Source organism: Paenibacillus xylanexedens (genome assembly GCF_007680605.1).
GTDB lineage: Bacteria > Bacillota > Bacilli > Paenibacillales > Paenibacillaceae > Paenibacillus > Paenibacillus xylanexedens_B.
Window position 1 is genome coordinate 106,254 of sequence record NZ_VEIO01000009.1, and the last position, 26,297, is coordinate 132,550.

At 41.8% G+C, this 26,297-nt stretch carries 18 protein-coding genes; 6 read left to right on the plus strand and 12 right to left on the minus strand.

All coding sequences use genetic code 11. The features are described from left to right. Positions 1 to 45: 45 nt before the first annotated feature. On the minus strand, positions 46 to 1,047 hold the full coding sequence (locus FS818_RS24885; RefSeq protein ID WP_145335712.1) for a tRNA dihydrouridine synthase: 1,002 nt from the start codon (positions 1,045 to 1,047) through the stop codon (positions 46 to 48). 282 nt (positions 1,048 to 1,329) lie between these two features. Between FS818_RS24885 and FS818_RS24890 the strand changes: the two genes are divergently transcribed. Continuing rightward, positions 1,330 to 1,620 carry a hypothetical protein gene (locus FS818_RS24890; protein WP_260984801.1) on the plus strand — a complete coding sequence of 97 codons (291 nt, stop codon included), beginning with the start codon at positions 1,330 to 1,332 and terminating at the stop codon, positions 1,618 to 1,620. Positions 1,621 to 1,732: 112 nt separating this feature from the next. Continuing rightward, positions 1,733 to 1,939: a DUF2536 family protein gene (locus FS818_RS24895; protein ID WP_145335714.1), complete on the plus strand. Its 207-nt coding sequence runs from the start codon at positions 1,733 to 1,735 to the stop codon at positions 1,937 to 1,939. A 269-nt stretch (positions 1,940 to 2,208) separates the two neighbouring features. Here FS818_RS24895 and FS818_RS24900 read toward each other — a convergent pair whose 3' ends face one another. From FS818_RS24900 to FS818_RS24915, 4 genes are all read right to left on the minus strand, one after another. After that, positions 2,209 to 3,219 carry a hypothetical protein gene (locus FS818_RS24900; RefSeq protein ID WP_145335716.1) on the minus strand — a complete coding sequence of 337 codons (1,011 nt, stop codon included), beginning with the start codon at positions 3,217 to 3,219 and terminating at the stop codon, positions 2,209 to 2,211. After that, positions 3,212 to 5,125, minus strand: coding sequence for an AAA family ATPase (locus FS818_RS24905; RefSeq protein WP_145335718.1), 1,914 nt, complete (start codon positions 5,123 to 5,125; stop codon positions 3,212 to 3,214). The genes FS818_RS24900 and FS818_RS24905 overlap by 8 nt, the downstream gene beginning before the upstream one ends. Before the next feature lie 188 nt (positions 5,126 to 5,313). After that, positions 5,314 to 6,141 (minus strand): prenyltransferase/squalene oxidase repeat-containing protein, encoded by an 828-nt coding sequence (locus FS818_RS24910; RefSeq protein WP_145335720.1) that lies wholly within the window; start codon positions 6,139 to 6,141, stop codon positions 5,314 to 5,316. Between the two features lie 36 nt (positions 6,142 to 6,177). Beyond that, positions 6,178 to 8,142, minus strand: coding sequence for an ABC1 kinase family protein (locus FS818_RS24915; RefSeq protein WP_145335722.1), 1,965 nt, complete (start codon positions 8,140 to 8,142; stop codon positions 6,178 to 6,180). Positions 8,143 to 8,357: 215 nt separating this feature from the next. Between FS818_RS24915 and FS818_RS24920 the strand changes: the two genes are divergently transcribed. Together FS818_RS24920 and FS818_RS24925 are read left to right on the plus strand one after the other, a co-directional pair. Then, complete coding sequence (locus tag FS818_RS24920) at positions 8,358 to 9,242, plus strand: GNAT family N-acetyltransferase (protein ID WP_145335724.1); 885 nt, start codon at positions 8,358 to 8,360, stop codon at positions 9,240 to 9,242. Between the two features lie 345 nt (positions 9,243 to 9,587). Then, positions 9,588 to 11,243, plus strand: coding sequence for a leucine-rich repeat domain-containing protein (locus tag FS818_RS24925; protein ID WP_313960484.1), 1,656 nt, complete (start codon positions 9,588 to 9,590; stop codon positions 11,241 to 11,243). 118 nt (positions 11,244 to 11,361) lie between these two features. Here the strand turns inward: FS818_RS24925 and FS818_RS24930 are convergent, their stop codons facing one another. Then, on the minus strand, positions 11,362 to 17,916 hold the full coding sequence (locus FS818_RS24930; protein ID WP_186375594.1) for an InlB B-repeat-containing protein: 6,555 nt from the start codon (positions 17,914 to 17,916) through the stop codon (positions 11,362 to 11,364). 707 nt (positions 17,917 to 18,623) lie between these two features. Between FS818_RS24930 and FS818_RS24935 the strand changes: the two genes are divergently transcribed. Next, positions 18,624 to 19,604 carry a serine hydrolase domain-containing protein gene (locus FS818_RS24935; protein WP_186375595.1) on the plus strand — a complete coding sequence of 327 codons (981 nt, stop codon included), beginning with the start codon at positions 18,624 to 18,626 and terminating at the stop codon, positions 19,602 to 19,604. 68 nt (positions 19,605 to 19,672) lie between these two features. Here FS818_RS24935 and FS818_RS24940 read toward each other — a convergent pair whose 3' ends face one another. From FS818_RS24940 to FS818_RS24950, 3 genes are all read right to left on the minus strand, one after another. Continuing rightward, a complete protein-coding gene (locus tag FS818_RS24940; protein WP_145335733.1) occupies positions 19,673 to 20,374 on the minus strand; it encodes a CPCC family cysteine-rich protein in 702 nt (233 codons plus the stop codon). A 154-nt stretch (positions 20,375 to 20,528) separates the two neighbouring features. Beyond that, a complete protein-coding gene (locus tag FS818_RS24945; protein WP_145335734.1) occupies positions 20,529 to 21,257 on the minus strand; it encodes a hypothetical protein in 729 nt (242 codons plus the stop codon). Between the two features lie 224 nt (positions 21,258 to 21,481). Then, complete coding sequence (locus tag FS818_RS24950) at positions 21,482 to 22,060, minus strand: TetR/AcrR family transcriptional regulator (protein WP_145335736.1); 579 nt, start codon at positions 22,058 to 22,060, stop codon at positions 21,482 to 21,484. A 157-nt stretch (positions 22,061 to 22,217) separates the two neighbouring features. Here FS818_RS24950 and FS818_RS24955 point away from each other — a divergent pair, with 157 nt between their 5' ends. Next, positions 22,218 to 23,159, plus strand: a complete 942-nt coding sequence (locus FS818_RS24955) for a ketopantoate reductase family protein (RefSeq protein WP_145335738.1) — start codon at positions 22,218 to 22,220, stop codon at positions 23,157 to 23,159. A 219-nt stretch (positions 23,160 to 23,378) separates the two neighbouring features. Here FS818_RS24955 and FS818_RS24960 read toward each other — a convergent pair whose 3' ends face one another. Genes FS818_RS24960 through FS818_RS24970 form a run of 3 tightly spaced genes read right to left on the minus strand, consistent with a single transcriptional unit; the run spans position 23,379 to position 26,279 of the window. Next, complete coding sequence (locus tag FS818_RS24960) at positions 23,379 to 24,425, minus strand: hypothetical protein (RefSeq protein WP_145335740.1); 1,047 nt, start codon at positions 24,423 to 24,425, stop codon at positions 23,379 to 23,381. 46 nt (positions 24,426 to 24,471) lie between these two features. Beyond that, a complete protein-coding gene (locus FS818_RS24965) occupies positions 24,472 to 25,425 on the minus strand; it encodes a class I SAM-dependent methyltransferase (protein WP_145335742.1) in 954 nt (317 codons plus the stop codon). A 5-nt stretch (positions 25,426 to 25,430) separates the two neighbouring features. Further along, positions 25,431 to 26,279 (minus strand): FkbM family methyltransferase, encoded by an 849-nt coding sequence (locus tag FS818_RS24970; protein WP_186375596.1) that lies wholly within the window; start codon positions 26,277 to 26,279, stop codon positions 25,431 to 25,433. Positions 26,280 to 26,297 lie beyond the last annotated feature (18 nt).

Sequence of the window (26,297 nt, forward strand, 5' to 3'; positions counted from 1 at the left end):
ATTCCACTTGGGCGATTTAGAATTGAATATTTATTTATCCAGGCATTACATACTGCTTTCCTCTGCCTCCGCCTTCTCTACCTGTTCCTTTCTTACGAACTCATCCAGCAGCTCACGTACCTTAGCGGTTGTTTTGGCGTTCATCAGGTTACCTCTCAGCTCACTTGCACCGCGGAATCCACGAACGTAAATTTTGAAAAAACGCGCCAGCGGGCTGAACGAACGCGGTTCCAGTTCCGCATATTGATCATGCAAATCCAGATGCAGCTGCAACAGATGAAGAAACTCCTCCGTCGTGTGCTCCCGCGGCTCCTTCTCAAAAGCGAATGGATTCTGGAAAATACCCCGTCCGATCATAATGCCGTCCACACCATACTGCTCTGCCAGTTTAAGGCCAGCCTCCCGGTCGAGGATATCCCCGTTAATGGTAAGCAGTGTGTTCGGTGCGATCTCATCCCTCAGTTTTTTGATCTCGGGAATCAGTTCCCAGTGGGCGTCCACCTTGCTCATTTCTTCTCTCGTGCGTAGGTGGATGGATAGATTCACGATGTCTTGTCGCAAAATATGAGTTAACCAGTCGCGCCATTCATCAACCTCGGTGAAACCCAGTCTTGTTTTGACACTCACCGGCAAGCCCCCGGCTTTTGCCGCCTGAATAATCTCCGCCGCAAGCGCCGGCCGGCAGATCAGACCGCTCCCTTTGCCGTTCTCCGCTACATTCGCTACAGGACAGCCCATGTTAATATCGATGCCTTTGAAACCTTCCTTCGCCATGCCAATGCTCATCTCACGGAAAAATTCCGGTTTATCTCCCCAAATATGCGCCACAATCGGCTGTTCATCTTCGGTAAAGGTCAACCGCCCACGCACACTTTTGTTGCCCTCCGGGTGACAATAACTTTCCGTATTCGCAAACTCGGTAAAAAACACATCCGGTCTGCCCGCCTCACTAACGACATGCCGAAATACAACATCCGTCACGTCCTCCATCGGCGCCAATATAAAAAATGGTCGTGGCAATTCACGCCAAAAATTGTCTTTCGTCATATCCAAAACCTCTCTATGCATACTAGGAATATTCTTCATCCCGAAAATAGACAAACAGTTGTAGCTCAATTATATCACACCCCTGAAAGAAGCATACTTCTCCTGTAAAACTGAAAATATTTGACATCAATATATATGGAGGATATTATAGATATGTTTAATCTTTAATTAAAAATGAATGGTTTGCCGCTTATAAAGGAGATTAATTAAAATGAATATTTTAATGTATCAATATGAAATGATTAAACGAACGAGAGAGCCCCTTTCCAGATGTGTGAGACGATGTCCCCCGCATCATACCTGCAACCCCTTGAAGCATTAGGTGGAGAATCCATCCGTAATCTGCATGTTCATGTCACAGATTGTTATCGTGTATGGTTAGGCGTTCGCGGTCTTGGACGAACCATTCCCAAGCTAAAGCCGGAATCCATAATAGATGTACAGGAAATGCGTGCGTTATTTGCAGCGACAGATTTGCTGGTACATGAATTTCTTCATCGAGGGCAGATTACGAAAATCGCAAGAATCCTCGGAACCATTCCTCCCAAAATGAATTTATCTAAAATTAAATAATCACATACGATTTAACTGATTTTCACTTGCTGATCCCTAAAGGCTCAACTACAATTAATCTCGGAAGGCTCTGGATTGGGCCAATTGTATATAATGGAGGTTTACGTCACTTATGGAAATTTCACTGGATATCATGAAGGACAAGGTTGAATGCCTTCAAGCTTATGACTTTCAGGAACTGGAACGGGCCATCGATGAACGAATGGGCGTGAACAAAGCCCTTCTTTTACGTGTGAAGCTGGTTCAGCATCAAACTACGTTTGATCCTGTTCGCAACAAAATGTTGTACAGTGCCGTGGTGCATTTTGCTGCAGATTGATGGGTTTATAATTTTTTGACAACAAAAAAAACGAATTGCATTAGAATTACAATTCGTTTTTTTGTTCCTTTAATCTTAGATAAATAATAATAATTCTCAATTTAATCACATGATTGAATAAGAATTTATATTAGTCAAGGATATAGACTAATTCAACTGCATTTAAATTATATACTCGTATATCTTTGTATATTTATGCTAAAATTTAATCCTCGTGTTTATATACGTTGTACTTATTCAGCAAAAGAGTTTATATCTAACTTCATAATTTAGTTAGTGATTCCCAATTCCTCACTAATATCCCTCGACAGCTTTGCTAATATACGCTTATCTAGGTGCTTATCTTGTACATAATTAGAAAGTAAAGTTTGTATCACATCAATTCTACTTGTAAATAGCTTTCCCTGATACTGATGGAACAATTCATCTATTTTCGAGTCAGGATACATTACGCTTTTTTTGATTAATTCAACTATATATTCCTTATGCATATTATATAATTCATTTAGTTTAAAAACTTCCGCACTGTTTCTAAGCCGACTTTCCAATTTTGAATCCAATGTATTGCATTTAAATTCTAAATCGAACTCGTCTCCACTGCCTAACAAAAAGTCTATTTGGCATTCGCCCATCCCATTAAATAGGGTATTGCCTGACCGCATTTTTAGACTGAAGGTGTAATCTTTCCCGAACCCCTCCAAAAAAGGATGAACATGAGTATCCAGTGAAAATTCCTTATTACCCTTTAAATCTGAGTTACACAATTTGCAACTGGGGATCAAATTATAAAACGATAAAGCAAGATAAGGATATGTTGATTTTTTATAAAAATGGTCTATAGATCCTCTTGTTCTACCTGTTCTAGAGTCACATAAGGTGAAAATGTACTGTCGATTACAATATGGGCATACATTTACACCTAATTCTGATACAAAGGTGTAGGCTCCCCACTCAGATGTCTGGGGGTAGCGTGATACAAAATCACTATAATTGAAAACTTTAACCATATCTTTGTATAATTTTCTATTTTTGCTATTTTTAGAATCGAAATTAACCCCCATTCTTTGGAGATCAACAATTAGATTTCTCAGAATTTCTGGCTTACCAGTCACCAATTCATCAAAATTATTTAGGAGATAACTATATACTCTTTTATTATGAACACCTTTTTTTTTTGATATTTCTTCAAGTTTAGGTAAATGGCGAATTTTCATATAATCCAAATGTTTATTTTCCAGTTCCTTCAAGTTAACTTTCTGGTCAGAATTAATTTTAATCATGTTTTCTTTCCCTCTTTAGTTCTTCCAAATCATTTTGGAGTTTCCTTACAAGATCGTAAAGCTTCTTATTTTCTTCATCATTCTTATACTGATTAGTCAATTTTTCCTGCAACATATGTCTGATTTTATTTCGTAATACGGGTTCACCAATAATATTTATTGACTTTTCTAAAATATCTTTATCTTCCCACAAATCATCTGATGACCTATTCATAATCTGGTTTATTAAAAGATTAACTTTATACCTAGCAAAATCTCCTATTAAACCCGTGCTCATAAAGAAAGCGTCCGACATTAAAGTATGAATATTAGCGGCAAAAGTTTGTTTATTGTCGAGTAGACCGTCTATTACTTTACTACCTTTCTCTGTTTTATCTATAAATATAAGATTTGACGCAGGCAAGTCAGAGACAATTATTGGAGAGTTTGAAGTTATAATTACCTGAATTGTTCGTCCTTTATAAATAGTTGGAAGAAAATTAACAACACTTAATAAAAATCTTTTTTGCCATTCTGGGTGAAGATACAATTCTCCCTCATCAATCAGAACTATGACCTGATCATTTAGTTTCAGATTGTGATACCGTTCTTGTTCATCTGACAATCTAAAGAAACGAGCGTAAGTACTAAGCATGGCCTTTTCCCCTGAGCTTAAACCTCTCCAATCAAAATTTAGAAAAGGAGTGAAGCCTGAGGCTTTTTTATACTTCTCTATCAAAATATTAATGCTTTTTTCCGTTTTGACTCCATTACCGAGAAAAAATGTAAGACGGTCATCATCAATATTGCTTTCATCAATTTGATTCTCAAAGAAGTCAAGCATCTCTTGAACACCATCAATTCTGCGATTTATATCAACATAATTAATATTTTCACGACTAAATACAAACTTTATTTCCTTCATAATCCGTTTAACAGAGGACCTCCAATTACTCTGGGATTCTATTAGATTTTCACTCGGAAATGATACTGGAATCAAATCTTCCTCATAGCTAGCTAAATCATACAGAAATGAATCGATTAAAGCATGAAAGAAAACTATTTTGACTTTCTCACTTCCTCCGATATTAATACTTCTGTCTAAAAAGATAGTTTTCATTTTTAACCGAAAGGACAGCACTCGCTTTTTAAGAACATTTTTATTTTTTTTATTATCATGAAATGTTTCACTAGAGTATATTCTGTTCACGCTGACCCATACCTGGGACGGTAATTCAATTGGCAAATTAAGCTCTTCAGTATTATAGTCATTAATAAATTTTAATTGTCTTTCGATTTCAGATAACCTAAAAATCTCAGTTTCACTAAAATTTGGTTCATGAATTCGCAATTGAAGTGCATCTAATTTATCTTGTTTGACCAAAAAATTAGTTGAGATATTCTTTAAATTATTCGATTGTATCTCACGTTTAGCATCAAAAATATTCGAAAAAAATATATAGGATATCTTAGAATGAATTCTTTTATGATCAAGTGCATTTGCAAGTGAATAATCACCTTTAGTATACTTTGTTAAACGAAAACCGAAATCCATATAATTACCCGAATCTATACGAATATCCTCATGGTGGAAAATAATTGAGTCATTTTTTGTTTGGTAAACAACTATAGCTTTATCTCTCAAGATACTAGAATCATATACCAACTGCGCCTTTATAAAATCTAACAAAGTAGTCTTTCCTGCCCCATTTCTTCCGATGATACCAGTCACACTGCAAACTCTTCCGTTATCTTCCCTGTCAACTATGTTTTGAATTTCAAAAAAATTTGAAATATAGTATTGGTTACGTTCAATATCTAATTTCCCTCTATCAGAATCATAATGAAAATGGAATTTATTATGTAATTGGAAACCTTGTTTTTTAAAGGAACCATAGTTATCAAGCCATATGTACAGTAAAGTCATAATAATCCCCCTCAAACTAAATTAATTAGATAACTCTAGAAGATATTTTTATATTTCTATATATTATTTTCAAAAAAACATAAATGCCCTGTAAAACACCTCATTTCCATTTCCCTCATACTCTATTATACAAAGATAACAACATCGAAAGATAGAACTTATAAACTTATGATATGAAATCAAACCTATTACAACCTTCCATAATTCCGAAGCACCGATAACGTAAAAATCGTATGATAGGCCTGCCAATGCTTCAAGCCATGCTCATCGCTCCATCCCCCGTCTTCCCGTTGCGAGGATGCAAGGTCATCCAGAAACTTGTTTAGTAATTCCTTAGGCATAGCCTGGGCTACTCTGGTATTGGGTGTATTCGCGAATTGGAAAAGAGTAAATTGATTTTTCTCCGTTGCGTTCTGAGCACACTTCAGAATATTTTCGATTGTTGCTTCTATAAAAGGTCTATTCTCAGGCGTATCTTCCAGATTGAGATAGTAGTCATGAGCATGGTACGCCATAAACAGCCACTCATTAGCCTGAATATGCTCTAGCGTCAGATTGGATTTTGCCCACTTTGCTGTCGTTGTAGCTAAGGAAGCGGAGCAAATCCCCTGTTTAATCAAATTACCTGTAATTGAATCGGGTGCGGACTGCCCGCCACCACTCCACCATGAAGCATGGGGATACTTATGTAAGGAATCAGGATTCTTTAAAGAGCCATCATCATTTCGATTGTGTTCAACCCAATTCACCGTACCCTTCAACACCTCTGTCAGCGACAGATTCATATCCCTGCCCATGGTCAGCAGAAACTCTAGGGCGAGCGGATGCGAATCCGGACATTTAATATCATGTTCCAAACCGTGCCCCCACCCGCCATCCGCATTTTTGTAACAAAGCAGGCGCTGATACAGCCGTTCAACCGAGCCGCCATCAAAAAGATAACTAAACAACGCTTGCTCCCAGAGTGAACCGTTAGCATATACAAAATCCCTTGCCTTATCTATCGATACGGGCATGGTATAGCCTCCATTCTGTCTCATTCTCCATCCTACTTACACCTTCGGTTTCAACTGTTTAATTACAGCCATGATCAATATGATCATACCTACGCCAAAACCAGATATAGATAACGGAGCAAGTAAAAATCGCATCGCTTCCCCCTGCACCACAAAACTAGCAAGCATGACAACCATACAGATCACCGTGAAGATTCCCACTGTCAGAGTGCCCATAAAATCATGTATTGAATGATTTTCCTCACGAGCAATCGTAATTTTATTGTCCTTCAGAATAGGCAGTTCCAACAACTTCGGAATGTAGTCCGTAATCTGCTCTTTGACCTTGGTTAAACGCTCTTTGACTACTTGTCCTTTATCCATATGAGTTGCGTAAGATTGACTGGTTGCGGATAAAGAGTACATATCATCTACAGACGAGAGCGTCCCATCCAACGTAATGATGGCTCTGAATGCTCCGGCAATCGTCGGTTTTAACGACATCCCCATCTCCGTGATCATGGACATCATTCGTTTCATCATGACACTTGTCGGGTCTGGTGAGAAAGACGCTTCAGACAAAAGTCGGCTCAGACGCTGTTCAATCATCTTTTCATCCAGCAAATGCCCATCCTCACACACTCGTGTCAAACCATACGCCATCTCTTTCGTATCTCGATTGCTGTATCCCATCAGGAAGCTTAACATCCCACCTCGTTCTTCATCCATTAGGTAGCCCACTGAACCAAAATCGATCAGCGCAACCTCTCCATCAGCGGTCAGCATCAGATTTCCGGGGTGCGGGTCTGCATGAAAGATACCTATCATTAGAATCTGATCCAAAAATGCGTGCATCACTCTCTCCGAAACGTCGCTTGTCACTGCTTTCGTGAAGCTGGTTCCTTCGATATATTCCATGGTTAAGATCTGTTTTGTCGAATACTCCGAATATATTTCGGGGACACGGATACGAATGTTGTGTTCTTCGAATGCTTTTCTCATCAGATTCGTATTCAAAGCTTCAATATCAAAATCCGTTTCCTCGATCAAATTCTGTTTGAACCCTTCGGCAAGCTGAATTAATCCCAGTCTTTTGATTTTGACAGAGCGTTCGGACAGCCATGACACGAACTGGATCAAAATATCCAAATCGACCGTCATTTTCTGCTTTACATCAGGTCTTAAAATTTTGACAACAACCTTCTCTCCCGTCAACTTCAGCTTCGCCAGATGAACTTGTCCAATCGAAGCCGCTGCGATGGGTTCCATGCCAAAGGATTCATACGTTTCATCCATATTGCCGATTTTGTCGTCGATAATCGTTTTCAGCTCCTGTGGGCTTAGCGGTTTCACCTGATCATGCAAACTGGAGAAGGCTTGGATGTAGTTTGCAGGCAACATGTCCTTTTTGGTCGATAACACTTGGGCAAACTTCACAAATACGCCACCCATGTTATCCAGTACCTCAGCAATAACATATGGCAGTTTGGCATGATCCTGCTGAATTAAATGAGCCAAACCTTTGCGTGAAATAATCCAGAACATGTACATCATCCGCCGCCACGCACGGACTTTATTCAAGATATACAGGAGCGGATTAGTCGCCTGCAATATTTTAAAATTAAACAGGTTAAGAAGCATATAGGCATAACACGCGATGAATATAACAAGCAACGGATAATAGATAAACATGACTCTAAGAATCTCGGCATCCGGTGGTGCTGTCTTTTGATTAAAATAGGTAAAGGAAAAGACGAGCGTTACGATCGATGTACTGAATAATATCGCCAAGCTCAGCTTCAACTGGTTGCTTTTGAACGTGCTGATATTTCCGATGATAAAGTAAACCAGAAACGCTGCCACCAAAATACTGCTCAGATAAAATTGCTCCAACACCTGAAGTAACATGCTCACCGCAAGAGCACTGGCGAACGAGATCAGCACTTTATGTTTCCTGTTGAAGAACGACGTCAGCAACATGAATACAATGAAACACACGAGTAATGTAACAAAAAAGAACATCTTACATCCCACCTGTTATGTAATGGTATTGAATGAATGGTTGCTCCCTCAATATAACACACCGAACTTGGGATGGTGATTAAAGATGTTATTAACATAACATGAGGATTTAAAATGAAGGGGTTTAACCGTTTTTGTCGAATAATATCTGGTAGAAATGTAAGAGTAATCGGGCTTATTGATATACATAGAAAAAAAGCTAAGGAGAACATACCATGCAGGATTTGAAATTTACGAAAAATTATAAAAACAACGACACCCTTCGGAACAGTTTTTTTGAACTCGCTGCGAGTACATTTGATATTCATTTCGAAAATTGGTACCAACATGGTTGCTGGGGCGAAGGATACAACCCTTTCTCGTTTGTAGATGGAGATCGTATTGTCGCTAATGCATCCGTGAATATCCTTGAACTGATCATCCAGGGGGAGAAGAAAAAAGCAATTCAAATCGGCACGGTGATGACACATCCCGACTACCGCGGGAAGGGTCTATCTGCAAGTCTAATGAACAAAATTTTGGAGGAATACGAAAACAAGTATGATCTCATGTACCTTTTTGCCAATGAGTCCGTTCTTGATTTCTATCCCAAGTTTGGGTTCAAAGCTGTGGAAGAACATTTATTTTCAATGGACTTTCATTATAAAGCTAACCCGGTAGAACCTGCGAGCCTGCGGAAACTAAATGTGACTGACGCAGAGGATCTAAAGCTTATTCAACAATTCGCATCGCAACGATTGCCTGTTTCCAAGCGGTTTGCAACCGATCATACTCCTGGCATATTCATGTTTTATTGCTTGAATGTGTTTAGTGATGATATTTATTATTTGGAAAACGAAAACGTCATAGTCATTTATCAGAAAGAAAACAGTAATATCGATCTCTTCGATGTAGTCAGCCTAAACGAAATTAATATGAGAGATATTATGAATACGATTGCAGATGCAGACACAGAGAAAGTAACGTTTCATTTCACCCTGGATGAGGACAAGGATATGGATTTAAAAAGCACGATGACCGATGAGGGCTTATTTGTAAAAACCCATGGTGATATCCTCTATCCTGTAAACGTTAAACATCCAATCACATCCATCGCTTAGTGGGCATTAATCTAAAAATAGACCACAAAGGAGCAGGTTCCCCCTGCTCCTTATCTATGTGAAACTTCGTTCTCTTATTGAACGTAACACTTCAGAACGATAAACCTTACAATCATCATGAAGGGGGAGGCATCCGTGGCATTTATTCCGTTAAACTGTCCCAATTGCAACGGAAGAATTGAATACAAGGAGGGGCAAGTTTTAAAATGTCCATATTGTGAAACAGAGCTTTTGTTGAAGCAAAACAATGTCTACCATGTAGACCAAACCATTAATCATTACCACGGAACGCCTCCTAAGACAGCACCGAAGCCGAACCTCTCCGTAAGGCTATTACTAATACTGATGTTCGTCCTATCGGGTGCCATCGGTGCTTATTTTTACTCCAGCACGAGTTCCACGCTTCAAAAAACAGAAGCCAATCTGCCTGTACGCAAGATGCCGGAAAGCGAGGTTCTGCTCTCCTTTTTACGGGATATCTTTGATAAAGGATCTGCCTTGCCGACAGAAGAGGAACTCGCTCGTGTGCGCTATCTGACCGTAGATTATCTGGATAGTGACCAATGGCAGTTTACCTATAGCTTCTCCGATCCCTTCAGTAATGAAAAGGCCGAGAAGATCACTTATGTTACTCAGGACAAGAAACTGAATACACAGGAGATTGATCAGCGAGATTTTGAAGTCTTTACGGGACTGACGGCGCTCGATCTGACGGGAACCTATGAAATTAACCAGACGGATCAAACCACGTTTGCTCATATGTCTGGACTGAAAAGCTATGGTGGCGCTTTTAACGAATCCTTTCATTCGTTTTCCGGCTACTTTGGTGACAAGTCAAAAATTACGCACCTGACTACCCAGCTTCGCAGCAATCAGGAATTAGCCTTACTGCTGGAATTTCCTAACCTGAACTCTTTATCCATTACCTATGTCGATGAGTCTGTCACGGATTTTCACTTGTTAAACAAACTACCGCTCAAGTCCCTGTCACTCACTTTTGTCAATGATCTGGGATGGTTGTCGTCCATGACCGGGTTGACATCCTTATCTATCAATTACAGTGAAGCCACAGACTTACAGCCGTTATATGCATTAACCCAGCTTCAGGAACTTCAGCTTTCCTTTTTAACCAACGTGAAGTCCATCGACTTTGTGCAAAATATGCCCGCTCTTCAAAAGCTGGACATTGAAAATGTAAACTTTTCCAGTTTGGAACCGCTAGCCGCTAAAACTTCGATTACCAAACTGCGCCTAGCTTCCTTAAGCAAGCTTAGCTCAACAAAGACCATAAATAGCTTATCCTCATTGCGGGAATTGACGTTATCTGGATACTACGAGAATGCAGAAGCGCTAAGCTTACCTAATGCAGACAAGGTAGAAATCCCTGGCTCTTTCCTCACCGGGTTGAAAGCACCATCTGCAACCAGCCTGACCCTTCGAGGCAGAAGCGGAGAGTTAAATCTGGCCACACTAGCAAAATTTCCGAAGCTGGAACAGCTCTCCCTCTGGGAAATCAGTGACATCACTCGTCTAAGCGCTCTGGATCGTTTGTCACATCTGCAGACGCTGAACATTTACGACTCTGGACTTTACACAGAGAGTGATGCCTTATTTCGTTTGAAGCAGGTAAGATCGCTGGCGTGCTCGGAGTGCAGGCTGAATTTCGAACAAAAGACAGGTGCCGAGAACAAGGTGCTTGAACATTTAATCCTGGAGGAGCCCTATTTCAGCATAAATAATACCTCCGTCACTGAAGTGGACCAGATGATGCCTTACTTTTCCAAACTGTCCGCCCTGCGTTCCTTCACCCTGCAAGACAGCAACCTGGCTTCGCTTGAATTTATGAGCAACTGGCGAGCTATGGAAGAACTTCATCTCGAAAACAATGCCATTTCCAACGTGGAGACCTTAAGCAAGCTGACTAATTTGAAAAAAGTATATTTATCCGGCAATCCGGTGCAAAACAAGTCCGTGCTTGGAACGGACGTAAAGGTGTATTAGCCAATAATAAATATATAAATGGAATTATTTAAACTCCTGTTATTAAAAAAAGCCGACTGCACTGAATCTCAGAGCAATCGGCTTTTGATCTAACTTTTCATACTTTGTTGAAACTCATTTAGAGTTCAGTCCACTTTGCATACAATGTGATATTTTGTGATCTCGGTTGACTCCCGAATACAAAGGCACCGGTTAAAGCTTCATTTCTATACCAACCGTCGAATACAAACCCTGGCCGTACCGGAGGTTCAGGTTCTTCAACTAGATCTGTACCTTTGAGGATGTAGGTACTCACTTCAGAACCCCCATTTGACTCGAACGTCACCGTGTAGGCAAGACCCCATTTTACGGCCAACCAGAAGTTTTCTGTTACTGGCGTTGAGAAATCGTAATAGGGCAGATTTACAGAGTTTTTGGTCCACCCATAAACCATTTGTCCAGGGTTTGATGGCATTTCAGATGTATCAGGTGGAGAAACCGTCTCCCCCTCTACCACGATTTTTTTGATCAATTGCTCTGGACCATTAGCGGCAACCCTGAAAGTTACCGTATATAAAGCCTTCCACTTTGCATACAACGTGATGTTTGATGTCACCGGCGTTGCAAAGTCATACACGGTGGTCAACCCTTCATCGCTGTACCAACCGCCAAACACATAACCTTCTCGTACCGGTTCGGCGGGGGTCGCAACTAAACTTCCTTCGACCAACGTCTTCGGATCGACTACCGATGTCCCACCCTTAAGGTCGAAGTTTACTGTGAATAGAGGCGTCCATTTCGCATGCAACGTAACGTTTGTCGTCACCGGCGATGCAAAATTGTAGACATCCGTTAAATCCTCATTGCTGTACCAACCGCCGAATACATAACCTGTCCGTGTTGGAGATGCAGGTGCCGTGGCCTTGGCATTGTATTCCATCGTCTGGGTATTGACTGCCGATCCGCCTTTACTGTCGAAGCTTACGGTGAACATAGGTGCCCACTTCGCGTACAGCGTAATAGGACTTACGACTTGACTGCCGAAGTTGTATGCGTTCGTCAAGGTCGTATCGGTATACCAGCCTTTAAATACGTAACCCTCCCTCGTTGGCATTGAAGGAACCTTGGCCGATTCTTTATAATTCACGGATTGACTGCTTACCTTGGTTCCATCACTCATAAAGATTACCTCATATTTATTCGTTTGCCACGCCGTGTATAAGTCATGATTCCGTGTGATCGGTGTTGTGAAATCAAATGCCTTGCTTGGTGTATCTTTATCTCTCCAATACAGGAAGGTATATCCTTCTCTTGGTTCTGGTTCAAATGACTCTGCCACGCCACCTTCTTTCACCCTCTGCTGTTGTAACAGCGCAGCACTCGTCTCGTAGAATCGCACTGTATACTCATTTTTTTGAGCAATGGTCCATTTTGCATACAATGTAATATTACCTTTCACGATTTCGGTCGTGAAGTTATAACCTTTAGTCAGGCCTGTATCGCTAAACCAACCTGCGAACACATATCCCTCACGTGTTGGCGATTTTGGTGCTGTTGCTTTCTCTCCTCCGTAAACCGTCTGGTCAGGAACCATCGATCCCTCATTACTGTCGAAGCTAATCGTGTAACTGCTCATCCATTTCGCGTACAGCGTAGTCGGGCTCACAACTGGCATCGCAAAATTGTAAGGCTTCGTTAAAGCACTGTCGCTGTACCAGCCTCCGAATGTATAATCTTTCCGGGTTGGAGACTCTGGTTCACTTGCCATTGCACCATAATCCAACATTTGATCAGGCACTTCCTCCGCTCCGCCATTACTATTGAAGCTGACGATGTATTGTTCGATGTCCCACTTCGCCGTATACTCGATATCCTGCGCAGGCATCGTTGCTTGAGGGACAGGCGACCATCCTTTGAATTGATGGCCTTGCCAGATCGGATCACCAATATGGATTGAAGTCGTTGATCCATAAGGTACGTTGTCGACTACCTTTTTAGGTGTGCTTTGATCTTTATAATCCATTGTCAGCTTATACATATTACGCTTGTAGTACACTCGTAGAACCGTTGTACCGTTACCCACAATGTTGGCTTCCAGCACAGTACCCGGGAACGCTGTGTCTACAGTGAACCCTTCGTAAGACTTGATGGATTCGACAGGCAATATTGCCTTGGTATCGGTTGTACCGTAACGCGTTTCCGTATCTGCAACCGTATACGTTGGCTGTCCAATATCCTGCTTCAGGTATACGACTTTGTAAGGCATGTCATCCTTGGCTGTCCACTTGGCCGTAAAGGTCGTAGATTCTGCCGGCATCGTAGTTGGCATATAAGGTGACCATCCTGCAAATTTATATCCCTGTCTTGTTGGCACCGGAATTCGACTCACGATATTCGTATAGATCAAGTCGGTGATTTGCTTTTCTGAAGCACCCTCATAACCTAATTTGAACGTCGCCGTCTTACTGATTGGCTTAAAGTTAACGTTCAAAATCGTTGAACCGTCTCCCTTAATAATCCCTTGTGTCGTCCCCTCCATATAACCGCGATCCTTGTATCGGTCAGAGGTGATACGAGCAAGTTCATTGGTTGTGCCTGTCTGCATTTCCCAATCTGCGAGTGTAGGCGATTTACCAGGGTTTGGATCCATCAAATAATAATTAACTCTATACCGTGTATCGGTGTTCACCTTCCAATGGGCATACAGGTAGGATAACCCTGCAGGCATCCGATTCGGAATGTCTACTTTGGTACCCCCATCTCTAGCCGTATACCAGCCATCGAACGTGTATCCTGGATTTTCAGGGATTCTGTTTTTCACCGTGAGTACCGCATTAAAGGCCGCAGTTACGGTCTCGGTTGGTTCTCCATTCATTGGATTGAATTGGATCGAAATGTCCCCATCTTTATTCTTGATCCAGTTCAATGGAATGGTGCGCTTGATCGCAGTGGGCTTGAATGATAGAGGTGCTGCCTTCCAAGTAATGACCAGCATCCCCGTACTTGATTGTTTTCTCCAGTCTTTCACACTAATCTGCTTCTTCTCCGGGTTATAGATGAAATCGCCGCTAATTTGAATGTCAAAATGCGAAATATCAAATATTTCCTGGATGTCCATACCTGTTTTCAGATCGAAACCTTTCATCTTGAGCCATGACTGCGGCAAATCGATAATACTGGCCCCGTCAGGCCCTCCCCTAAAGATCACACCAAGCTCATCATCCTGTGGGTAGGCAAAGTCCTCGATGCTTTCTTGCATTCCAGCTGTATATAGCGGCCATGTATTCTCATAGAGTGGAAGGCTATCTTCAAGCATCCCATCACCCAATTGAGCACCTATTTCAACTTCCAAATAAATTCCAATTTCTATGAACAAGGCACCTAACGTTTTGCTGGTCTGTACCCCGCTCACATTCTTCAACTGATAGTAGAAAAAACCCCATAGATTCACATACACCCCGGGTTCAACGGCGAGCCCGATGCTGTTCAAATCAACACTGCCAATCCCTGCTTTGAGCTCCATATGAATACCGGCTCGTAGGCCTATCGTGCCCATGACATAGAAGGTAAACTGGTAGTCGCCGTCTCCCGGTAAGCTTACCGTATTGCTTGATCCGCCGAAACTTAATATACGCAAAGTCACCGAATAACGCTTCGCGCTTTTATAATAGAAATCCGCTCCAATGGACAGATTTACTTGAGCGCTGACGACAAACTCTGCTTCGAATTTGACTTCGATGATTCCGTAAGCCACTCGCTTGCTTTTTTCAATGAGCGTCTTCTTGATTAGCGTTACCCATTCCGTCTCATCCTCCAGCATCTCTTGATACTGTTCCTTCAGCTTCTCCTCATCTAAAGAAGAATCGTCACCATCACCATCCATGATAGCTTTGATTTCGGTTGCAATATCTCGTACTTGACCTAACTTGCCTGACGTTTTGGCATCCAACCAGTTGTCTAATGCCGCTTCCAACTTGTCGACTTCAACAAAACCCATCTCTGCGGTAATGTTAATGCCGGTATAACTGTAGGCATCGAGATTCGCGGTAATCACATAATCATCAATGCTGTACCAGTAAGGAATCCCCCATGCTGTAAGCCAGTGACCTTGCATATCGCCATTAATACCCAGATCCAGTGCGATCTCTTGAACAAAAGCACCTGTCATATGAATGACGAGATCATGATCTTCACTTGCATCTACGACAATATCAGCACTCACTTGCAAGGTTGCGCTCACACCGGAGCTTCGGCCATTAATATGTTTCAACTGTGTGCCTAGCGACGCATTAACTTGCAGATTCTCTACCCTTACCCGACTATTTTTACCTGAAGAGGACTGCGCTTTAATCTGCTGGATGCCCTTCAGTTCTTCCGTTTCCATTGCCAAATTGGAAAGATAATCTGCAGCTTTATTGACGAAACCACTGGCGGTCGCTTGCTGCTCGATCTGCTTTTCAATTTGCGAGATTTGTTTGTCCGATAAAAGATCGTCTCCGTCAATGGCCTGCTTCTGATAGATATTAAAAGCATTCTGGATGTCTTCTAGCGTGACATCCTTATACGTGATTATATCCATCTCTGCCGCAGATGTTATCGATGTAATGCGCCCATAATGAGTAACCTCGGAACCTTCTGCGGCGAACTTGCCATTATAAAATCCGATAAAATCGCCCACATCTACGGTGGTCAGCTCGTTCAATCCAAAAGGTTTATACAGGCTGTCGCTATAATTCATAGCCGTGTGCTCAATCGTGATAGAGTTGTTGTCTGGATCACCATCTGTATCCGCCTCTATGCTAACCGGTAATACATCTGGTCTGAACACCACTTGATCGGCACTGGCTCGTCCATATGTATAGACCGTGCCATTCACCGCTGTAATTTGAATATAGGCAACATCCCCATTATCTGCATCGGTCGTTTCTGCCGTACGCAAATCAGGACGCAGTCCCTGGTAAATTGCAACGGTATCGCCAACTTGAATCGGGGTACTGCCGTCATACTTAAACGTACCGTTGCTTGCATTCGCTTTTCCAAGTGAATTCTCGCTACCACCTACTGTTGTAGTAATCACTGGAATTGCGGGCGAACCTACCTCCGCGCCATTCAACATCATATCCGTGACTTCTTGGAAATCCAGATAGATCATATTCGCATTAAGCGGAACGTTCATGGCTTCTCGCTTGGCAACACTAAACACATAAATACTTGTGCTTGCGTCCTGGCCCTGGAAGGACAAGTTCTCATCCGTCAACGTCAGCTGATACGTGTTACCTTCAACAAACTTGCCGTCTTCAGCAGCGGAAGCGACGGTGAAAAGACCGTTCCCTCCCGTGACTGTAACTCCTGCAAAATCCGGATTCGCCGTGTCAATGAACGTTAGTCCAGCTTTGACTTCTGTTGCTGACAAATTGCCCGAGGCATCTTGCAGCGTGATAGTGAAGTCCGGCTTCACATTCAAGACAGAGTAACTCGGCGTGCGCTGTACGGCATTTTCCACGCTATCTGTATATTTGGCATACAGTTTGGTATCGGCAGTTACCGTGCTTCCTTCCGCGAAGATGGAAGAGAGATCACTTTCGGTAAACCAACCTTGGAAGATGTAACCTTCCTTGATAGGGACAGGCAGATTGGTTAGCTTTTCGTTACTGCGGACTGTCTGCGCTTTAACTGCCGTACCTCCGTTGCTATTGAAAGTAAGTGTATATATCTTATTATCGGTGCTGCCGTTTCCTCCTGGTGTTTCACCACCATTGTTACCTCCAGGCGTTCCGCCACCATCGTTGCCTCCCGGTGTTCCACTACCACCATTGTTGTCACTAGGAGTTCCTCCACCCCCTCCGCCGCCACTGCCACCATTGTTACCTCCAGGGCTTGGCGTTGGATTTGGACTTGGCGTCACCGTCGGTGTTGGTTGTGGAGTCGGTGTTACTACCGGCGTTGGTGTCGGGGTAACCGTTGATGGATTCTGACTTTTCCACGCCTCCACAACCGCATTGTTGCGCATGAACAGAACCGCCGCTTCCGCACGAGAAGCTTGCACACCCGGGTTAAAATTTCCTTTTTCGTCGCCCGTGAACACGCCCGCTTGCCAGAGCTTCACAACGGCTTCTGCTGCCCAAGGAGAAACTTTAGCGAGATCGGCGGGTTTTGTCGTGATCGAATTGCCTGTCTGATAAGGAATCTTTTCACTTTCCAAATACCGCAACGTCATTGTTGCCATTTGTTCTCGGGATACGGTGGCATCCGGCGAATATTTACCTGCGCCTGTACCGTCGGTAATGCCTTTCTGCACTGCCCATTCAATGTATGGCGCATACCAACTACCCACCTGAACATCGGCAAAGCTTGAAGTAGAATACGCCCCTGTATCTACTCCGGCCATCCGTCCGAGTGCGGTAACGTACATGGCACGTGTCATTGTGCCTTTAGGCGAGAAGGTGCTGGCGGTCGTACCGCTAAATATCCCCTTCTCTTGTACTAGGATGATTGCATCATAGAACCAATCTGTTGGACTCACATCCTGGAATTCACTAGATTTGGTTACTGTTGTCTGCTGCATTGGCAAGTCTGCTGCTGCCACTGATTGCTCTGGCAGTACAGGAAACGCAGTCATGACTAAGCTAATGATTAGCAACCACACCAGCATCCGCCAGCTTACCTTCCACCCTTGTCTTTGTACTTTCTTCACTTTCATTCATCCCTTCTATGTATAGATCAGACTTTAAAAAAACTCTGAGGAATCCCTCTATCGCAAAATTACAGTACTCTACCGCTGTCTAACCGACCTCTGACCAAGCAGATCAACCTTCCTCTAGAATCACTGGAAACCGCAGGAACCTCAGGGAGTCCTTGCATATTGCGGAGTAAGTGCTTCAAGCAAGTCAGTACGGCTTCCACGAAGCTACTAACTCTATGGATTGGAGTTGTTAAGCCACCTTTGTTCTCCATCGAATGGTGGCCCGACACTAGCGAATCATGTCGTTTTTCTTCCGTATTTTAGCATGCGGGATGGGACCTTTGGTGGATTGTAAAGAAAACTTTAAGTTTGATCAGAATCAGCGATGTGTGGCGTATTGGGTTTATAGATCGTTGTAGCTTGGAGAATTTGCGGGTCAATGGTTCGAATACTTCAGGCATCAAAAAAAGTCGAGGAACTAAAAAATGAACACCTTAGTTTTGCTCGACTTTTTGATAAAATGATATAGTTCAAAATTTAATAGATGGGATTAATCTCACGGGTAAGATCGATTAGTTTAATGGCAAATAAAAAAGGAGATCTGTATAGACCTCCCTAATACTATTTTACCACAAGGGTAGAAATACTATAAGACTTGTTTTCCCAATAAATTCCTATATGATAAAAGATACAAATTGAGGAGCTTGGAGGATAAATCATTGCGAACTCTCGAAAGCAAAATTCATGATTTCTTTACATCTTTGGAAAAGGATGAAGAATACAGTGGTAGTGTGTTGATCTCTAAGGATGACAAAATTTGGTTTAATCGTGGATATAACTATGCCAATCGTGAGCACCAAGTAAAGAATACACCAGAGACCAAGTTCAGGATTGGGTCGATAACTAAGCAGTTCACGGCAATGGCTATCATGATGCTTCAAGAGCAAGGTGAATTAAACGTACTGGATAAGGTCTCAAAGTTCATACCCTCATATAAATACGGTGATCAGATTCAATTGCATCATTTATTAACACATTCATCTGGGATTCCCAATATCACACAACTTCCTAATATTAAAGAATTAATGAAGCAACCCACGACAACTCAGAAAACAGTTCATTTAATCACAGACTTGCACCCTGAGTTTGTTCCAAATACTACATTCCAATATAGTAATTCAGGTTATATTTTACTGGCGTACATTATAGAAAAGATGACAGGACTTACTTATGAACAATTTTTAAGTAATCACATCTTTTCTCCCCTGGGTATGAATAATTCTGGATGCGATAACCATGGAAAAGTTATACCTAACAGGGCGCAGGGCTATGAATACGATAATGATATCGTTAATGCAGCGTATATTGATATGAGTTTTCCCATTGGTGGTGGAAATCTTTATTCTACAACGGAAGATCTATTCAAGTGGGACCGGTCATTGTACACAGAGAGATTAGTCACAAGGGAAAGCCTCAACATAATATTCACTGCCCATGACTTTGGATACGGTTATGGTTGGTTTATAGATGAAGATGAGCATCGGAGAAGAGTCTATCATGGCGGCGGTATTGTTGGATTCAAAAATGAGATCGTCCGTTATGTCGATGACAGGATTACAATCATCATGCTGAACAATTTATCAACGACCAATGTGGAACGGATTAGAATGGATCTAACCAAAATGATTTTCCAAGAATAGATGTAGCACGAGAATAGTCCCAACAAATAAAGAGGGGTTCAGCGCCCCTCTCTAGATTTCCAAGTTACTTACCTGCAAAACATATTGATATCATCCAATGCGGAATCAGCATGCCCTCTAACCAATGAACTCTCATCTTCTAATGCATCATGGATCAGTGGAAGAATCAACTTTTTATTCACTGCTCCATGTATTCTTGCGATATGGCCAAAACAAAGAATGGCTATTCCTCTTATATTTTCATTTTTATGGCGAGTGTATGGCACCATCAGTTCTTGCACGAACTCTCCATCATCCGCATTTAATGCTAGAGATAACAAGCCATTTACGATTGTGTCAGGGTTATCGGAGTTGATCAGGTTTATAATCTCTTGATTCTTCTCTATGTTGTTGCTGTAACGTTCTACTCTTTCGTGAACAATATCATCCAGTTCCCTTTCGAAGGAGATGATTTCTTGCCATATTAGCTCGGCAGGTTCATGATTTGCAGTTCTAAGTTTCTCAAATGCATAAATTAATCTTTTCTTCGTTTGAACTTCTTTATCCGTTTGTTTTAAAATGGTTTGTTTATCTCTATACATGATGTAGTGTTTTTTGAAGTTCCCACGAGCCTCCGCAAGTGAATAGTCTTGATTGGGTCCGCCCCAAACTTCATCTGCATGCGGATCATCTTGCCCATCGTCTTCCCAGTCACATAAACAACAAATCTCCCAACCTTGTCTTTCTCCCAGTGTGGGATAGCCGCAACAAGGACAATTAAATCTGTTCACATTAGTACTCCTTTTCTCACAATTATCCACAATTACCCATATAAAATAGAACCCTTCCGTCATTTTGAAAGGGCTCTGTAACCGCGTCACATCTTGTTCAAAATTTTCTCGCCAATATCGCCACCTACTCTACATACACTATTCTAATAAAGCACTATTTAATATGATCCTCAAAAGAAATCTGATATTCAGAATATTTTGAAGGATTGCTTTTTTCGAATATTTTTAGTGTAGCCGGTTCCCGGAAATCGATAGCATCTACGGAAAAAAAGATCGTCTTCATATCTCCTTTCACCGTATTATCAATCTTATAAGATTCAATGACTGTTCCGTCCTGTATCAATTCGGTAGCTAGCATCCTAGCCGTTCCTCGCTGCACATAAGCAGTAAATGAAATAGAATTATAGTTGATAAATTTCCTAACTTCGTCAATAGATGCCGTCTTATCGTACAACATATATTGATTATATGAATGTGATTCCACCAATCTGTACGGTGTGTTGATAAAAACATCCATATATTCAAACGTACTATCATCCTTGCCGGTTGATGATAATAGAGGTAATTTAAAACTTTCACGAAACACCTCATCCGTTTCTTTTCCGTCATTGATCGCCTCAATGATTTTATCATCTGTTAAATAATAGATGTATTCGCTATCAGCTGATTCTGTTTCGAGTTTCTTGTCAACTGTTTCGTTTGCTGCATCTGATCCATATGTATTCTCTTCTTCTGTAACATGCTCACTTGCTGGTAATTCTAGTGAATCTGAGGTACTACTTGCACTTCCCTTTTCAACCAGATCATAGTTCGTTAATACATACAGCGAAACACTTACTCCTACAGTAACTAATAATAAAAAGTATATAATTTTAGCCTTCATTGAATGTGCGCCACCCTTTAGTTTAGCTTATCGTCAAAATGTACAACGCAATTACCATACCATATTCTTTTTTTTGCAACAGTCGGAACGAAATGGTGAATTCCGACTCTCTATATAGCTTCCCTCCTTCAACAAATTGAATTTAAGTATATACTACCATCATCGACCAAAAACTTGTAATTATATTATCGTATTATGTCAAAAAGTAGCGTATTCCCCCTTGCTCAGATTTTGCCCCGCGGATTGACCGATCCAAACATGTAATATGGCGTTATCCCCTTTGTAAATAGGCTGTCAATCAGTCCGACCAATTCTTCTGACGATAGATCTTTGTCGCTTCGTATCCAAAGGCGAAACATAGATATTAATGTGGATATGTAAAACTCAATGATATATGGTGCCAAAGCATCATTGGATGGCAAATCCACAATCAACCGTTCAAAGGGAATTTCTCTTTTTAGCCGTTCCACAAAATGAACAGAGCCATAGTCGCCCAAGAGGGCTTTCAGAATTGCAATGTCCTCTGCATTTTCCAAACACTGAAGTGCATCTTGGAAAGTATGTGTGGAAAACTCTCTGCCTGCCATTTCTTCGTTAATCGAATTCAAAATGCGTTCTTCAACACAGTCCAACAAATCGTAGATATCTGTAAAGTACTGATAAAATGTACTGCGGTTATATCCTGATTGCTTAGCGATCTCTTGAATGGAGATTTTTTCGATTGGTTTCCGGCTATATAAATCGCAGAATACATTTATGAATGTCTGCCTTGTTTTGTCCGTAATTTCAGGTTGCTTATGCATGATTTCCCTCCACTTTCTGTTCAATCTGTTCAACCCATCATACGACAGTTTTTAAGAATCTGATGGTTGATGACCCTATAATGAATCCATACAATAACATTATACAACACGTTGTTGGATCATTAACAAGGACGAAAATACATGTTTAGGAGGTAATATGAGAATTTTATTTTTCGGTAGAGGTGTCATCTCGACCCAATATGCTTGGGCTTTGGAAAAGGCAGGGCATACCGTTGAGTTCTATGTTAGAAAAGGGAGAAAAGCAACCTTCGGAAGCCATTTAGAGCTTGAAATGTGGGACGCAAGAAAAGGGAAACAGCTCATAAAGGAAAGCTGGGACGTCCAACTTCATGAGGAGATACGTCCCAATTATGATCTCATTATTGTAAGTGTCCACACGGAACATCTTCCAGAGGTAACACAATTTCTTTCGACTGTTGCTGGAACCACCCCTGTCCTCATATTCAATAACATTTGGCAAGATTTAAAATCAGCAATCTCACCCTTGTCTATCAACAATGTTGTCTTTGGCTTCCCGGGAGCAGGAGGCGGCATCACGGACAATACACTTAGAGGCGGCTTTTTTAAAATGATATTTCTTGAAAAACCACGGGAAGGCACGGAACAAATAAACAACAAGGTCAAGGAACTATTTGAAAGTGCCCATTTTAAAATTAGTTGGATCAAGGATATGCAATACTGGCTATGGAATCACTTTGCCATGAATGCGGCGATGGAATCTGAAGTGTTGAGACGAGGAAGCTTCCCGGCACTCTTGAATCATCGTGACTCATTCGCCAATGTTGGGAAGAATATGAGGGAAATTGCACCTGTACTTAAAGCAAGAGGTGCAAAAATTGATATGATTTCTCTACTGCTGACTAAAATTCCACCGCCACTTCTCAGTATGCTTTTTAACAAGGTTATTTTTGCAAAGGGCAGCCTAGCACGACTTTCCATTGAATACAACAATACCAAAGCAGGTTTTTCAGTAATTGAAGTTGTGAAAGAAGCCACAAAGTTAGGGATATCTTTACCCCGTCTTACCGCAACTCTTGAAAAGAATGCACGACACAACGTTATTGAGAAATTTTCGTAAAAAACAATAGCCCGAACCTTTAGAAGCTTCGGGCTAAGTTGTTATTTAAACAGATACATGCGGCCCTAAGGCATTAGACCCTGACCGACATCGCCACCGACTCCATATGACTCGTGTTGATGCAGACATCGGAAGCGGCTTCTCTGTTCATGGCGGTTTTTATACGATGAAAAGACACATGCACAGTATGCCTGTTGATGCGGCTCATTTCTAGCCATCTTAGACGTGACTCGACCTGAAAGACTTTAACATCAAAAATAATTGATTATGAAAATGTACTTCATTCGTATATATTTTTGTAAATAAACCAACGCACTTGTCTATGATTTCCCCAGTGAACTTTTGGGACATGATGGCTTTATTCGAATAGATCCTTACGGTCTTCCAGTCATGAATAATTTGGTCCAATAACGGGTCAAGCGTATGTTTTGCATGGATGTGGTCAATGTCGTACTCATAGAGCGTATTTAACCTGTATTTCTCAGAACATTTTCTATAAATCGTGCTGCTCAATGTTTCTATAATCGTTTCATTTTGTATAATGAGCTCGTAGTTTTCTGCGAGCAACAGTATATTATTCAAACTTTCCGTTATTTCATTTTGATACCTGCACATATTTTCTACGAATGTATGGATGGTTGTGTGTGCTGACTTATTATTGTTCAAGATCTCATGATTACCGGGGGGCACTAGCGCATATTCCCAAAAGTAGTCTGGCATCTTTACGTGTTCCGAAGTCATGCATGACGATTTAAATTCTGAAAATGGCAGAGAATATTGTCTGTATTCTTTAATATCATCAACCGTATATATTTCCTCGTTCGTAACATTGAAGCCATAGACAAAAACAGGATGCAGTCCATGTTTATTGTTATAGTAAAAGTCTCTCCCGCGTTGATAAAATAAATCAATAAATATGGAAATCGGATGACCACTAGAAATAGAGTTTATGATCTCATCTTGTAACGTATCTAGTGCAGGAGATTTTTTACGAATAGAGATCCCCATTTCCTCAAGGATCTGATCTCCCTCCTCAAGATCCAACACCTCTAACTTGAAATATCCTCTTGTTTGTATTTTTTGTTTATCAAATCTATAAATAGTAATAACATTATTCAAAATCGGCAACTCATCTTTTTTAAAGTATCTGGCAAGTGTCAATAACAAATTGTAGCCGCAATTAAAATAAGGAAAATTATGATGTGGAAACATTTTTGTCATGCCGTCGAAGGGCTGAAAGGTGTCCAGGGAAATCATTTCTTCCATACCATATTTCTCCTAACCTAAAATTATTGTTGATATGACGGCTAAATTACCTCTTAACAAGGTTCATCATACGGTATTGCCGCGTTCCAGCCTTCATCTCTTCATATTTCTTCGAACCGGGCAATGCGATGAAATCATGAATATCTCCAATATTCGTGCTCGCTTTGCCGTTGCTCGCAATCCCTTGTGTGCCAGTACGCTGCTTCGCACTCTCATCACATGATAGAAGAACATTCGAAGTCACATCCTGATTACGGATTACAGACAGGCCTGCTTCCTCTAATAGTCTGACGTTCTGCGCTACCTGCTCTCCCAGCATCAACTCCGTATACAGAAATACGCCGCCAACTCTCATGATCCGGTACACCTCTTCATAGAATCGTGATCGGTTCGGATAGGCATGTGCGGATTCTATATTTAACACTACATCGAAGCTCTCGTCCGCAAACGGTATATTCTCCGCATCGCCGACGAGATACAACGATTCATCCTTTTGGGTTTTGGCATTGCAATAGGCAATATTCGCCGGACAGATATCCAGACCGACAATAGACAGCGGCTTGAAATATTTAGACAGAGCTGCTATGCTCCCTCCCCTGCCGCATCCGATGTCGATCACCTCCCGCTCCCGAAGCTCCGTCCTGCCCACTGTCTCAAGCAGTAGCTTGACTGAGTTTCTATTCCATGCATCGCCCGGCTCGATCACCGCATGTTGCTCACTCCCGTACGGGACGTAACCATAGTTTAAAAAGGTAGCGAATCGGCCTATACCGGACAACGCAAGGGAGTGCGAAATCTCGCTATAATCCCGAATTTCAGCCTCTTTCCGGTTCCATTCGGAAGGGTGGGTAACCTGCTCACGCTGGTCGAGCATCGATACATAACGATCATCGATCGTATATACCGCATCGCAGTTGCAGCATTGCAACATCGCCTCCGACTGGACCAGCACACCCTTGCAGCTGGAGCATACCAACTTTGCATACAGATGCTGTATCATAACGATCACCCTGCCGATATATACATTTGATTCATCGCGTACACATTGAAGTAATTGGGGATATTCAAGTCTTCGTAGTAATCGATCACGACATTGAAGCCGTTGGTTCGGAAGATGTTCTCGAGCCTGCTGATCTGTTCTCCGTCCAGTCCGTGTACCTCCATTACAATTTGCCTGATTTTGCCCCAATCCTCCGGCTCTATGCCTTCCAGGACCTCAAATTCACTTTTTTCCACGTCGATTTTGAGCAGATCAATGGGGTTCATATCGTAATAACGGATCATTTCAGAGATCGTAGTTAACTTACATCGATGGATTTGTTCATTCAGAAACTTCGGCGACATCATTTGATCCACAAACCGGTTTAGCATGCGCGGGTCGTCGAAATGATCCCGGTAATGGTTGATTAACCCGTATCGGAGATCCTGATCGTGGTTCTCCCGGTATCTGATCTGGACAGAATCCGTGGACATCGTAGGAAAAAAGGCAAACTCCGCTTCCTTGATCTCATTGGAAAGCCCGACGTTAACCGTTGTTACGCGAGGCAACAAGCTCGTGTTCATCTCCAAGAGTTCAAACGTCGGAGGCAGTGGCTCAAAGGCATATACCTTGCAGTTGCTCTTGCTGCTGACATACAGGGTGAACATGCCTATATTAGCCCCGACGTCCATGACCGTGCCATGTTCCGGGAGCGTAATCCCGTGCTTGAAATACATCTCCTTCTGGAAAATCTCGTTGTAGAGGAACTCGGTCTCGCCTTCGTTGTTTTGATAGATTTCGATTCCGTTGTGTAGCCGCTTTTTGGCAGTAGCCTCTGTCTGCGGCGAAAAGCTCTTGTGCTCCATCCTGCTCATCCACTTCACCCTCTCAAC